The organism is uncultured Sphingomonas sp., assembly GCF_937859915.1.
GTDB lineage: Bacteria > Pseudomonadota > Alphaproteobacteria > Sphingomonadales > Sphingomonadaceae > Solisphingomonas.
In genome coordinates this window covers 1-12630 of record NZ_CALMAW010000067.1, presented here as the reverse complement: position 1 = coordinate 12630, position 12630 = coordinate 1, and the positions used below count along the sequence as shown (strand labels likewise).

14 protein-coding genes, 1 other RNA gene and 1 pseudogene are annotated in these 12630 nt (G+C 70.1%); 5 read left to right on the top strand and 11 right to left on the bottom strand.

What is annotated here, in order from left to right; all coding sequences use genetic code 11:
- Positions 1-7 precede the first annotated feature (7 nt).
- The 4 genes from ffs to Q0326_RS09235 all read right to left on the bottom strand — a co-directional run bounded on the left by ffs (position 8) and on the right by Q0326_RS09235 (position 2662).
- An RNA gene (ffs, locus tag Q0326_RS09250) (signal recognition particle sRNA small type) lies at positions 8-104 on the bottom strand.
- 28 nt (positions 105-132) lie between these two features.
- Complete coding sequence (locus Q0326_RS09245; RefSeq protein ID WP_298689430.1) at positions 133-468, bottom strand: 2Fe-2S iron-sulfur cluster-binding protein; 336 nt, start codon at positions 466-468, stop codon at positions 133-135.
- Positions 465-1592 carry a cysteine desulfurase family protein gene (locus Q0326_RS09240; protein ID WP_298689428.1) on the bottom strand — a complete coding sequence of 376 codons (1128 nt, stop codon included), beginning with the start codon at positions 1590-1592 and terminating at the stop codon, positions 465-467. The genes Q0326_RS09245 and Q0326_RS09240 overlap by 4 nt, the downstream gene beginning before the upstream one ends.
- Positions 1589-2662, bottom strand: a complete 1074-nt coding sequence (locus Q0326_RS09235) for an aminotransferase class V-fold PLP-dependent enzyme (protein WP_298689426.1) — start codon at positions 2660-2662, stop codon at positions 1589-1591. Before Q0326_RS09235 ends, Q0326_RS09240 begins: the two co-directional genes overlap by 4 nt.
- A 126-nt stretch (positions 2663-2788) precedes the next feature.
- Here Q0326_RS09235 and Q0326_RS09230 point away from each other — a divergent pair, with 126 nt between their 5' ends.
- Positions 2789-3427, top strand: coding sequence for an alpha/beta hydrolase (locus tag Q0326_RS09230; protein WP_298689424.1), 639 nt, complete (start codon positions 2789-2791; stop codon positions 3425-3427).
- Positions 3428-3536: 109 nt separating this feature from the next.
- Here Q0326_RS09230 and Q0326_RS09225 read toward each other — a convergent pair whose 3' ends face one another.
- Both Q0326_RS09225 and Q0326_RS09220 read right to left on the bottom strand, forming a co-directional pair.
- Entirely contained in the window at positions 3537-3716 is a 180-nt protein-coding gene (locus tag Q0326_RS09225; protein ID WP_298689422.1) for a hypothetical protein, read from the bottom strand.
- A complete protein-coding gene (locus Q0326_RS09220) occupies positions 3713-4654 on the bottom strand; it encodes a threonine/serine dehydratase (RefSeq protein ID WP_298689420.1) in 942 nt (313 codons plus the stop codon). The genes Q0326_RS09225 and Q0326_RS09220 overlap by 4 nt, the downstream gene beginning before the upstream one ends.
- Before the next feature lie 171 nt (positions 4655-4825).
- On the opposite strand from Q0326_RS09220, the gene Q0326_RS09215 reads away from it, so the two are divergent.
- From Q0326_RS09215 to Q0326_RS09205, 3 genes are all read left to right on the top strand, one after another.
- A complete protein-coding gene (locus tag Q0326_RS09215) occupies positions 4826-6046 on the top strand; it encodes a type III PLP-dependent enzyme (RefSeq protein ID WP_298689418.1) in 1221 nt (406 codons plus the stop codon).
- A 124-nt stretch (positions 6047-6170) separates the two neighbouring features.
- On the top strand, positions 6171-7229 hold the full coding sequence (locus Q0326_RS09210) for a deoxyhypusine synthase (protein WP_298689416.1): 1059 nt from the start codon (positions 6171-6173) through the stop codon (positions 7227-7229).
- 64 nt (positions 7230-7293) lie between these two features.
- Positions 7294-7437 carry an entericidin EcnA/B family protein gene (locus Q0326_RS09205; RefSeq protein WP_298689414.1) on the top strand — a complete coding sequence of 48 codons (144 nt, stop codon included), beginning with the start codon at positions 7294-7296 and terminating at the stop codon, positions 7435-7437.
- A gap of 131 nt (positions 7438-7568) precedes the next feature.
- Here Q0326_RS09205 and Q0326_RS09200 read toward each other — a convergent pair whose 3' ends face one another.
- From Q0326_RS09200 to Q0326_RS09180, 5 genes are all read right to left on the bottom strand, one after another.
- Positions 7569-8789 carry a class I SAM-dependent RNA methyltransferase gene (locus Q0326_RS09200; protein ID WP_298689521.1) on the bottom strand — a complete coding sequence of 407 codons (1221 nt, stop codon included), beginning with the start codon at positions 8787-8789 and terminating at the stop codon, positions 7569-7571.
- A gap of 194 nt (positions 8790-8983) precedes the next feature.
- Positions 8984-10366: an NAD(P)H-hydrate dehydratase gene (locus Q0326_RS09195; RefSeq protein ID WP_298689412.1), complete on the bottom strand. Its 1383-nt coding sequence runs from the start codon at positions 10364-10366 to the stop codon at positions 8984-8986.
- On the bottom strand, positions 10363-10740 hold the full coding sequence (locus tag Q0326_RS09190; RefSeq protein ID WP_298689410.1) for a hypothetical protein: 378 nt from the start codon (positions 10738-10740) through the stop codon (positions 10363-10365). The genes Q0326_RS09195 and Q0326_RS09190 overlap by 4 nt, the downstream gene beginning before the upstream one ends.
- Positions 10741-10771: 31 nt before the next feature.
- Positions 10772-11545 (bottom strand): N-formylglutamate amidohydrolase, encoded by a 774-nt coding sequence (locus tag Q0326_RS09185; RefSeq protein WP_298689408.1) that lies wholly within the window; start codon positions 11543-11545, stop codon positions 10772-10774.
- Positions 11542-12276, bottom strand: coding sequence for an enoyl-CoA hydratase-related protein (locus Q0326_RS09180; protein ID WP_298689406.1), 735 nt, complete (start codon positions 12274-12276; stop codon positions 11542-11544). Before Q0326_RS09180 ends, Q0326_RS09185 begins: the two co-directional genes overlap by 4 nt.
- A gap of 66 nt (positions 12277-12342) precedes the next feature.
- On the opposite strand from Q0326_RS09180, the pseudogene Q0326_RS09175 reads away from it, so the two are divergent.
- A pseudogene (locus tag Q0326_RS09175) lies at positions 12343-12630 on the top strand (hypothetical protein); the annotation flags it as partial.

Here is a 12630-nt window from a genome sequence, read left to right as displayed (position 1 = left end):
AAGCGACCGCGGTGGGAGCCGGAACGACCCGGAGAAAATCGTTGTGGCTGCTTCCTTCCGGACCTGACCAAGTTGGCGACGACGCCGTCCGCCCGACTCCCGCGGCGCATATGGTCGATCCCGCGGCGTGAATCAACGCCCCATCATGTTGTGCGCCTGTCCCGGCATCCGCACGGTCAGCGTGGCGAGCGTCTCGTCGAGCCAGATCTGGCAGGCGAGCCGCGACGTGCGCGTGACGTGCGCGGCGAGATCGAGCAGATCCTCCTCATTCTCGGAGGCGGGCGGGAGCCGCGCGAAATCCTCCGGCGCGACGACGACATGGCAGGTCGAGCAAGCCATCTGACCCTCGCACGTGCCTTCAAGCGGCTGACCGGCGGCCTGCGCGACATCGAGCAACCGCGCGCCCACGGGCGCATCGACCGCGGCCGAAAGCGCCCCGGCCGTATCCAGAAAGCGAACGCGCGTCATGCCGCCCACGCGGCCTGCCGCTCGGCGGCGGCGCGGATCGCGGCGGCCGCCTCGCCGATCTCGTCGGCGGTGGTGTAGCGGCCGAAGCCGAGCCGGATCGAGCTCAGCGCCTGGGGCCTGTCGAGGCCGATCGCACGCAGCACGTGGCTCGGCCGTCCCGATCCGCTGGCGCAGGCCGAGCCTGCCGAGAAGGCGATGTCGCGCAGGTCCGCCATCAGCCGGCCGGCGTCGAGCCCGTTACGGCGGACGTTGAGATTGCCATGCCAGCGCCGCGTCGCCGAACCGTTGAGCCACCAACCCTCGCCCAATCCCGCCAGCGCCGCGCGCCACAGCCGCTCGACATGCGCGGCATCGTCCGCGACGCGGTCGAAGGCGAGCGCCGCGGCCGCGCCGAAGCCGACGCACAACGCCGGTGCGAGCGTCCCCGACCGCAGCCCGCCCTCCTGCCCGCCCCCATGCAGCAGCGGCGCGGGCGCGACGCCGTCGCGCAGCCACAGCGCCCCGATCCCCTTGGGGCCGTGGATCTTGTGCGCCGAGATCGCGACCATGTCGCACGCCTCGACCGGCAATGGCACGCGTCCGAATCCCTGCACCGCGTCGCAGAGCATGACGGCGCCGGCTTCGCGCGCCAGCGCGCCGAGATCGGCAATCGGCTGGATCGTTCCGATCTCATTATTGACCAGCATCGCGGCGACCAGCGCGGTGCGGTTGTCGATCGCGGCACGCGCGGCCTCGAGGTCGACGATGCCGTCGCGGCCGACCGGGAGCACGACGACGTCATGGCCCCGTCCCGCAAGCCAGCCGACCGTATCCAGCACCGCGGCATGCTCGATCGCGGTGACGACGATGCGCGGCCGCGTGGTGCCGGCGATCTCGGCGATGCCCTTGATCGCCCAGTTGAGCGCCTCGGTAGCACCGCTGGTGAACAGCAGCCGTCCACCCGGGCCGAACGGGGCGGCGATCACCTCGCGCGACACCTCGACCGCCGCCTTCGCCTCGCGCCCCAGGCGGTGCGGCGAATGCGGGTTGCCGAACGCCTCCTCGAGCAGCGGCAGCATGGCCGCCCGCGCTTCGGGGGCGAGCGGCGTGGTCGCCTGATAATCGAGATAGATCGGTCGCTTCATGCCGCGCGGGCTCCCCTTTCGGCTGCGATCGCACGCCACTGGTCGCAGAATCGCGCGACCTCGTCCTTGGTCGTGGTCCGCCCGAAGCTGATTCGGACCGTCTCGCCGGCGGCGTGGCCGTCGAGCCCCATTGCGGCGAGGACATGGCTGGGCTTGAGGCTGCCCGACGAGCAGGCACTGCCCGCCGACACCGCGAACCCCGCCATGTCGAAGCGGATCAGTTGCGCCGCGGCCGCCATCCCCGGCATCCGGTACGCGGCGATCGTCGCCAGCCGCGGCGCGTCGCGCGCGACGATCGTGCCGCCCGCCGCCTCGATCGCGGCGTCGCACTGCGCCCGCAGGTCGGCGACCCGCGCCATCCACCCGTCGTCGTCGCCAAGCGCGGCGACCATTCCCGCAACGCCCGGCAGATTTTCGGTGCCGCCGCGATAGCCCTGCTCCTGCCCGCCGCCGGCGCCGATCGTCGCGAGATCGCGCACCAGCAGCGCGCCGACGCCCACCGGCCCGCCGAATTTATGCGCCGAGAAGACGAGGAAGTCCGCGTCAGGCAGCGCGATCTTGCCGACCGCCTGCGTCGCATCGCACAGCCACAGCCCGCGGGCTTGGCGCACGGCGTCCGCAATCGCGTCGAACGGCTGGATCACGCCGGTCTCGCTGTTGACCGCCTGTACCGCGACCAGCGGCGCATCGCCCGCCTGCGCGATCGCCTCGGCGAGACCGACCTTATGCACGAGGCCGTCGCCGTCGACCGGCAGCGTGATCGCGCGCTCTGCTATGCGGCGCACCGCGTCATGCTCGACTGCCGAGACGATCCGCCGCCCCGCCTTGGCATGCCGCATCACCATCGCCAGCCCCTCGCTGGCGCCGCTGGTGAACAGGATGGCGCCGCGCCAGCCGGTCAGAGCGGCGATCCGGCGGCGCGCACCCTCGAGCGCCGCGCGCGCCGCGCGGCCTTCGGCATGCGGCGACGACGGGTTCGCCCACTGCGCATAGGCGTCGCGCATCGCCGCACGCGCGGCCGGGCTCAGCGGCGTGGTCGCGGCATGATCGAGATAGACGCGAGACGGCATCGGCGTGGGACAACTCCTGGCGATCCACGCGCACGAAGATTGCGCGGTGGGCCCGGCTTTCTATATAGGGCGCCAATCGTGCGGCCGAAACCGGTCGTTTTCCTTCGCTCGTCCGCAGCAGGTGCAATGCCAGAAGTCATCTTTCCCGGCCCCGAGGGCCGTCTCGAAGGTCGTTTCAACCCCGGCCCGCGCCCGCGCGCGCCCGTCGCGCTGATCCTTCACCCGCATCCGCAGGCGGGCGGGACGATGAACAACCGCATCGTCCAGAGCCTGTACCAGACCTTCGTGCGCCGCGGCTTCGCGACGCTCCGCTTCAACTTCCGCGGCGTCGGCAAGAGCCAGGGGCTGTTCGACAACGGCATAGGCGAATTGTCCGACGCGGCCTCGGCGCTCGACTGGGTGCAGTCGATCCACCCGGAAGCGACGCAGACCTGGATCGCGGGCTTCTCCTTCGGCGCGTGGATCGGCATGCAGCTGCTGATGCGCCGCCCCGAGGTCCGCGGCTTCATCTCGATCGCGCCGCCCGCGAGCATGTACGACTTCAGCTTCCTGGCGCCCTGCCCGTCGTCGGGCATCATCATCCAGGGCGATGCCGACGAGGTGGCGACCCCGCCGGCGACGCAGAAGCTGGTCGACAAGCTGCGCACGCAGAAGCACATCACCATCCATCACGACACCATCCCGGGCGCGAACCACTTCTTCGCCAACGAGCTGGATCCGCTGATGAAATCGGTCGACGGCTATCTGGACATGCGGCTGAAATAGCCGTTCCCCCGCCCGAAAGGGGGGGGTTAGGGGTGGGTCGCTCTCCGTATTGCGGCTCCGTTCGCCACCGGCAAACCCACCCCCGCCCCCTCCCTTGCAGGGAGGGGAGTCAGGGCCACGCCCAGATCAGCACGTTGCCGACCAGCACCAGCGCCACTCCGAGCATCAGCCATCCGCGCTGGCGATCCTCGCCCCTCGCCACCATCCGGACGCCGGCGATCGCCAGCGCGAAGGCGGCAAGCATCGCGACGCTGAGCGCGAATTCGGCAAAGCCACTGCCCGCAATCATGCCGTTAGCGTCCGGAAGGTCGCGGGATCGACATTGCCGCCCGAGACCACCAGGGCGGTGCCCGCCAGCGGCAGCTTACCCGCCAGTGCCGCTGCCAATGCGACCGCACCGCCCGGCTCGACCACCAGCTTGAGCGTCTCGAACGCGAAGCGCATCGCCGCGGCAATCTCGGCCTCGCTCACCGCGATGCCGGTCGCGCCGCGCGCGCGCAAAATTTCGAAGGTGCGATCGGCGACGCGCAGCGTCTGCAGCGCATCGCAGGACGTCACCGGCGGGTTCGCGCCGACCGGCACGATCGCGCCGCGCCTGAGCGATTCGCCCATGTCGTCCCAGCCTTCGGGCTCGACGACGACGATCGCAGCATCGGGGGCGCCCAGCGCGATGCCCGCCGACAGCCCGCCACCGCCGCAGCACACCGCAATCCGCGCGACCGACCGGCCGGTGGCGGCCCGATATTGCTCGACGATCTCGAGCCCCGCGGTCCCCTGCCCCTCGACGATCCAGGGGTCGTCGAAGCTCGGCACCAGCACCGCACCGGATGTTTGCGCGATTTCGGCGGCAATCGCTTCTCGGCTTTCGGTCGCTCGATCGTAGAAGACGATCTCCGCGCCGGACGCGCGCGTCCCCGCGACCTTGGCGGCCGGTGCGTCGCGCGGCATCACGATCACGGCCGGCATCCCCAGCCGCCGCGCTGCCCACGCCACCCCCTGCGCATGGTTGCCCGACGAGAAGGCGACCACGCCCTGCGCCCGCTGCACAGCCGGGATCGACGCCAGCCGCCACCAGGCGCCGCGCAACTTGAAGCTGCCGGTGCGCTGCAGGCATTCGGCCTTGATGAATACCACTTCGTCGCGAATCTGCGTCTCGATCAGCGGCGTGACGACCCCCACGTGCGTCAGGGCGTTGGCCGCGCCACGGACACCCGAAAGCGTCGGCAACCGATTGCTTAACAAGTTCGTTGATTCGGCTTGAAAAATGGCGGTTCTCCTGGGGTTTACACGGCCCTTTACAGGGGGGTCCGCTAATCCTATATGCCGCCCCTCGCTGCCCCATGGGACTTCCAACCGCAAGGCAGCTCTCGGTGAAACTACCCCTGGAGGTCCCTTGAATTGCACAAGCATCATCGCGCGCTGGGGGTAGCCCCCAACAAGGCCGTTTCCGTCCTTGAGATCGCCAAGGCGCGTCCGGTACAACCGGTCACGCTTATCCGCCCGCACGCTGCGCGGCGCGCCGCCCGCTTCTTTTCGGAGAAGTTCCCGGGTCGCTCGCTCTATGCCGTGAAGGCGAATCCGTCCCCCGCGCTCTTGGAGACGCTGTGGGAGGGTGGCATCACGCATTACGACGTCGCCTCGATCGCCGAGGTGCGTCTCGTCGCGCGCACGCTTCCCGATGCGACCTTGTGCTTCATGCACCCGGTCAAGGCCGAGGAAGCGATCCGCGAGGCCTATGCCACGCATGGTGTCCGTACCTTCTCGCTCGACAGCCAGGAAGAGCTCGACAAGATCGTGCGCGCCACCGACGGCGCCACCGACCTGACGCTGTGCGTCCGCCTGCGCGTGTCGTCGGATCACTCCAAACTCAGCCTCGCGTCCAAATTCGGCGTCGACCTCGCCGATGCGGCGCCGCTGCTGATGGCGGCTCGCCAGGTCGCCGACGCGCTCGGTATCTGCTTCCACGTCGGCAGCCAGGCGATGAGCCCGCAGGCCTATTCGGACGCGATGGCGCGCGTGCGCGCGGCGATCGTCTCGGCGGCGGTCACCGTCGACGTGATCGACGTCGGCGGGGGCTTCCCCTCCTCCTATCCGGGGATGGAGCCGCCGCCGCTCGATCGCTATTTCCGCACGATCCACGAGGCGTTCGAGAGCCTGCCGGTGTCCTATTCGGCCGAGCTGTGGTGCGAGCCCGGCCGCGCTCTGTCGGCGGAATATGCCTCGCTGCTGGTCCGCGTCGAGCGGCGTCGCGGCGACGAGCTGTATATCAACGACGGTGCCTATGGCGCGCTGTTCGACGCCGCGCACATCGGCTGGCGCTTCCCGGTCAGCCTGCTGCGCGAACCCGACAGCCATGCGCGGAACATCGGCTTCAGCTTCTACGGTCCCACCTGCGACGACATGGATCGCATGGCCGGCCCGTTCGAGCTGCCCGCCGACACAGCAGCAGGCGACTTCATCGAGATCGGCATGCTTGGCGCCTATGGCTGCGCGATGCGCACCGCCTTCAACGGCTTCACCAGCGACGAGACGGTGGTGGTCGAGGACGAGCCGATGACCAGTCTCTACGTCGAGCGCGCCGCGCCGGCGAAGGTGGCCGGCCGCGTCATCAAGCTGTAAGAGACGGTCACCTAATCCCTACCGTTCCCCGGCGAACGCCGGGGCCCAGGCCCGCACGCGCGGCGCCTGAAGCTCTGGGCCCCGGCGTTCGCCGGGGAACAGGCTTGCCTTGAAAGGTCATGCCATGAACACCGAGTCCCCGATCAACGACACCCGCAAGGCGGAGCTGCTGTCGACCACCGTCGAGCATATCGACATCACCAGCTTCGACGCGCGCCCGATCGTCGATGCGATGAAGAAGATGAGCTTCACCTCGCGCGATCTCGGCCGCGCCACCGACATCTACAACCAGATGCTGGCGGACCCCGATTGCTCGGTGATCCTCGTCATCGCGGGCTCGACGAGCGCCGGCGGCTGCATGGACCTCTATGCCGAACTGGTCCGCAACAACATGGTCGACGCGATCGTCGCGACCGGCGCCTCGATCGTCGACATGGATTTCTTCGAAGGCCTCGGCCACAAACATTATCAGGCGCTCGAGATCCCCGACGACGACACGCTGCGCTCGCTCTACATCGACCGCATCTACGACACCTATATCGACGAGGTCGCGCTCCAGAACGTCGACCACACCATCTTCGAGATCGCCGAGACGCTCGAGGCCAAGCCGTACAGCTCGCGTGCATTCATCAAGCAGATGGGCAAGTATCTGGTCGAGCACGGCAAGAAGGACAACAGCCTCGTCAAGCTCTGCTACGAGCATGACGTGCCGATCTTCTGCCCGGCCTTCACCGACAGCTCGGCGGGCTTCGGTCTGGTCAAGCACCAGGTCGACGCGGTCAAGGCGGGCAAGGCCTATATGACGCTCGACAGCATCGCCGACTTCCGCGAGCTTACCGACATCAAGATCAAGGCCGGCACCACCGGGCTGCTGATGATCGGCGGCGGGGTCCCGAAGAATTTCGTGCAGGACACCGTCGTCTGCGCCGAGATCCTCGGCCATGACGACGTCGAGGTGCACAAATACGCGATCCAGATCACCGTCGCCGACGTGCGCGACGGCGCCTGCTCGTCCTCGACGCTGCAGGAGGCCGCAAGCTGGGGCAAGGTCAACACCGCGCTCGAGCAGATGGTGTTCGCGGAGGCCACCTCGGTGCTGCCGCTGCTCGCCTCCGACGCCTATCACCGCGGCCACTGGAAGCAGCGCGCCAAGCGCAGCTTCGCCAAGCTGTTCGCCGACTAGGACAGGACCGATTCCCTTCGCGGGGCCGTCGCGCTATGCTGCCGCGGACCGCGAAGGGAAATTCATGCGAACGATCACGACATTGGCCTTGCTGGCGAGCGCTTTGCTCGTGACGGCCTGCAATACGGTTCACGGCGCGGGCGAGGATGCCAAATCGGTCGGCCGCGTCTTCTCGCACGATCCCGACGGCAACCGGCAGAACCACTGAGTCGGAGAAACGTCCGCTTTTCTCCTCCCGTCATCCCGGACATGATCCGGGATCCATAGACGCGGCGCTTGATCATCGGACGCGGCGTTTATGGATTCCCGCCTTCGCGGGAATGACGGTGATGAGCACCGCTAGGACTCGCGCACAAAGCGCGCCGCGAGCTCGACATGCGTCGACCAGCGGAATTGTCCGACTGGCGTGACCTGTTCGAGCCGCCAGCCACCATCGGCCAAGGTCCGCGCGTCGCGCGCGAAGGTTGACGGGTTGCACGACACATAGGCGATCCGTCCGCACGTCGCCTGCGCGAGCTCGGCGACCTGCTCGCGGGCGCCCGCGCGCGGCGGATCGAGCACCACCGCATCGAAGCGCGACAGTTCGGCCGCCGTATAGGGCCTCCGGAACAGATCGCGATGATCGGCGACCAATGGTCGGCCCGCGCGCGCCGCCGCGCCTTTCAGCGACAGGATCGCCGCGCGGTCGCTCTCTGCCGCGAGCACACGCGCCGACCGCGACAGCGGCAGCGCGAAGGTGCCGAGCCCGGTGAACAGGTCGGCGACCGTCTTCGCGTCGCCGACCGCGTCGCGCACCACCGCGAGGAGCGCCGCCTCGCCATCCTCGGTCGCCTGGAGGAAGCCGCCCGCGGGAAGCGGGACCGCGACCCCGCCGAGTGTCGCGGTCACCGGCTCGGGCTCCCAGCGGGCTTCGGGTCCCTGCCCCGAATCGATCGACAGACGGGCGAGGCGGTGCGCTTGCGCAAAGTCCGTCATCGCCTCGATCGCCATCAGACCGTCGGGATCGATCCCGCTGATCAGCAGGTCGACGCCCTGGTCGACGAGCGCGAGCTCGACGCCGGCGGTGCGCCGGTCGGGCAGCAGTCTTGCGAGCAGCCCGCGCACCGGTGCCAGCAGCGCGAACAGCTCGGGGCGCAGGATCCAGCATTCGGCGAGGTCGACGACGCGCCGGCTGCGCGCCTCGTTGAAGCCGAGCAGGATGCGCTTGCCGCTGCGCTCGGCGCGTAGCGAGGCGCGGCGGCGGGTGCGCGGCGGGGAGAGATGCGGCGTCGCGATCTCGGTGCGGATGCCGACCGAGTTCAGCGAGCCCGCGATGCGATCGATCAAAAAAGTAGCGTAAGCCGCGTCGTCGACATGCTGGAGCGTGCAGCCGCCGCAGATCGGGAAGTGACGGCAGGGTGGCGGCTGGTGATGCGGGCCGGGCAGGATCATGTCGTCGGTGGTCACGCTGTCGCCGGGCGCCGCGAGCGCCACCGCATAGCCGTCCGCGGTGACGCCGAGCCCGGAGGCGTTGAGACGGAGGATTTCCAACCCCTCCGCCGGTGGCGACGTCGGTGGCAGATCGGGGCGGTCGATGGGGTTCTGGTCGGTCACCGGCGTGCCCGTATCACCAAGCCGGCGCGGACCCTACCCCCACTGTCCAATCAAGCTGCCGCATAGCTCGCCCGTGATGGCGCGCGACGCGAAGCAATCCAGGACCACGCGCGCCGAACCGGGTTGCCGCGGCGTGGCGCGCCCCGCAGTGACGGCGGTCTTTATGCGACGAGGCAGTCCGCCACGACGCCGCCGAGTTGCGCGACCAGATCGTCGGCGATCAGCACCGGCCCCGCGCGGCGCGCCGCCTCGGCGTGAAGCCACACCGCCGCCTGCGCCGCCGTGAACGGGTCGCCGAGCTGCGCCAGCATCGTGCCGAGGATGCCCGACAGCACGTCGCCTGTCCCCGCGCTCGCCAGCCAGGCCGGTGCCGGCGCATCGATCGCGGCGCGGCCGTCGGGATGGGCAACCACGGTGCAGGCGCCCTTGAGCAGCACCACCGCGCGCGAGCGCCGCGCGCCCTCGCGCGCCTGATCGAGCGCCGAGCCGGCGATCTTGCCGAACAACCGGACGAATTCGCCGCCATGCGGGGTGAGCACCGCGGGCGCTTCGATCCGCTCCGGGCCGCGCCTGGCGAGTAGAGTGACCGCGTCGGCGTCGATCACCAGCGGCTTGCCCGTGCCGATCGCGAGCATCAGCCGGCGATAGGAGTCGTCGTCGGTGCCCAGCCCCGGCCCGATCACGATGCCACCGATCCGCGTGTCGCCGACCGCCCCGTCGTCCCACGCCTGGCGGACCAACGCATGCGGTTCGCCGCCACCCGCCGTGCCGAGCAGCTCGACATAGCCCGCCCCGGCGCGCTGCGCGGCGAGCGCGGACAGCATCGTCGCGCCCGCCATCGCGCCCGCCACGACGAGCACCTTGCCACGGCTATATTTGTTCGCCTCGAAGCCTGGCCCCGGGATGCGCGGGCGGCCGATCTCGGTGACGTCGCTCGCGACATCGCCGAACCCGATGTCGGCGACGACCACGTCGCCGCAGCGCGCGACACCCGGCAAGAGGCGGTGCGTCCGCTTGAGCGCACCGAGCGCGACGGTCAGGTCGGCGGGCGGCAATTCGGTGAGTACCGCACCGTCGTCGGTCGCAAGCCCGCTCGGCAGATCGACGGCGACGCGGTGGCGGGCTGCCGCCAGCAATCGCCCGGCCGGTCCCGCCACCGCGTCGTCGAGCGGACGCGACAGGCCGGTGCCGAACAGCGCGTCGATCGTCAGCGGCGCGGGCCGGGCGTCGGAAAGTGTCTCTACCGTCCCGCCCCAGGCCGCACGCGCCGCCTGCGCCGCCGCGGTCTTGGGATCGCCCGACGCCGCGACGCGGACGCGCACGCCGCACTCGGCCAGCCGCCGCGCGACGACATAGCCGTCGCCGCCATTATTGCCCGGTCCGCACAGCACCAGCGTCTCGAGCGGCCCGAACCGATCCCAGGCGATGTCCGCCACCGCGTGGCCTGCGCGCTGCATCAGCGCGCTCACCGACACGCCGCGCCCGAATATCGCGTCCTCGGCGGCGCGCGTCTCGGCCGCGGTCAAGATCGGACGGCCGCTCATTGCTGCGGCAGCTTCTGCCCCTTGACGGTCGCGGGGAGATGGTAGCGGTCGTCGCCGACGGCCACCTCGATCGTGCCCGGATCGATCACCGCGACGCTCGCCTGGTCCGACCCGTCGGCGGTGACCACGCCGCGCCCGTCGGTGGTGACGAGCAGCCGGCGGAAGCCGCCATCGGGATGGTGGAGGATCAGCATCAGCCCATCGCCCGCGACGGTCCGCTCGACCGCGCATTCGGGCTTGAACGTCTTGGCCCCGCCGAGCGCGCAGGGCACGACCGCACCATGCGCGGCGGCCTCCGCGGTTGCCTCGCCGGCCCGTTTGTGGCAGCCGGCAAACGCAAGCGGGACGAGCAGCAATGCGGATAATCGGTTCATGACGTCACCTTAGGCGAGCCTCGCCGCCGCGTCATCCCGCAACGGCCGCGCGCGCAAACGTGTCCCAGGCCGCGCCGATCACGGGCTCGAGCAGGTCCGCCCAGCGCGCGACGCCGTCGGCATCGCCGATCTGATCCTGTCGCACCTCGATGCCGAGATAGGGCAGCCCCGCCGCCTCGCCGTGACGGTCCATCGTCGCGTTGAGCACCCGGCCCGAATAGGGTTCGTTGTCGCCGGTGACGACGCCGGCCGCCTCGAGCAGCGGGATCGCGATCCGCGCCGCGCGCTCGTCCCGATTGTAGAGGATGCCGATCTGCCACGGGCGTTCGTCCGCGGGCTGGCTCGCGAGCCGCGGCGTGAAGCTGTGTAGCGAGACCAGCAGCACCGGCCGCTGCGCGGCGATCGCCGCGGCGACCGCGGTATGATAGGGTCGGAAGAAGCGATCGAGCCGCACCATCCGCCCGTCGGCATCGAGCGCATTGCCCGGGATGTCGATGCCGTCGCTCGACCGCGGCACGAGACCGGCCGCCGCCTCGCTGCGATTATAGTCGCAGACCAGCCGCGACACGCCGCCGAGGATCGCCGTGCACCCCAGCCTTCCGCAAAGCGCCTCGGCGAGCGGGGCGACACCGATGTCGATCGCGACATGGCGGGTGAGGACATCGGCGTCGACCCCCAGGTCGATGTCCGCAGGAACATGATTGGAGGCGTGATCCGCGACGATCAGGATGCCGCCGGTTGCCGATCCGCCCGTGCCGCGCCTGCCGTCGATCGCCGTCCAGGCTTCCGCCCGGGCGTCGCTCATCCGCCGAAGCTGGGCTTGCGGCCGCTGCGGAACGCCTGCCAGCCCTCGGCGAAATCGGGCGAGGCGAAGGCGTCGTCGAAGCGCTTGTCGACGCCGAACCGCCCGGCCAGCGTCGCCTTGAGCGCGCACAGGCTGTAGGGCGCATTGCCCGCGATCCGGTCGATCATGTCGGCACCGATGCGCGGCTCGGTCGAGACGATCTCGATCAGCCCGATGCGATGCGCCTCGGCGGCGTCGATCGTCTCGGCGCCGTAGAGCAGCCGCGCCGCCTGGCCGGGGCCGACCAGCTCGGCGAGCCGCGACAGATCGGGCTGCGGGTAGGAGATGCCGAAACGCGCCGGCGTGATCGCATAGCTCGAGCGCGGGCTGGCGATGCGGATGTCGCACGCCATCGCCAGCGACACGCCCGCGCCGAAGCAGCCGCCCTCGATCAGCGCCAGCGTCGGCTTGGTGACCGCGCGGACGCGCGCCAGCGCGCTGTTCATCGCACCGCGAAAGATGTGGCGTTTCTTGACGTCGTCGACGAGTGCAGGCAGCTCGGACAGGTCCGCTCCCGCGCAGAAGCTGATCGGGTCCGCCGAGGTGATGACGATCAGGCGGGCCTCACTGTTCGCCGCCTCGCCCACCAGCTTTTCGAGCGCGTTCCAGCACCCGATCGGAATCGCGTTGCGCTTCTCGCCCCGGTCGATCACGACGCGCGCGACGGGGCCATCCATTTCCAGCCTGAACATGCGTGGATGTTGCGCCCAATCGATGCCAATGTCACCAGCCTATTGCAGGAATAAAAGGGTGAATGAGTGACGGCGAGCACGCGGCGCGAGGCGATGGCGATGCTGGCGGCGGGCGTGGCGCTCGCGCGATCGTCGCCCGGCTTTGCGCAGGGCGCGCCCGGCTGTCCGTCGCTTGCGACGATCGACACGGCCAATGCGGTGCTGCTCGCGCAATTGCCCGAGGCCGCGGTGGCCGCAGGGCTGGTCTCGGCGTCCGCGGGCGGCCCGGCGGCGCGGCGCTGCACCGACTGGTCACCCGACGGTCGCGCCACGCTCGATCGCGCGATGACCGGGCTGCGCGCGCTGCTGCCCGAA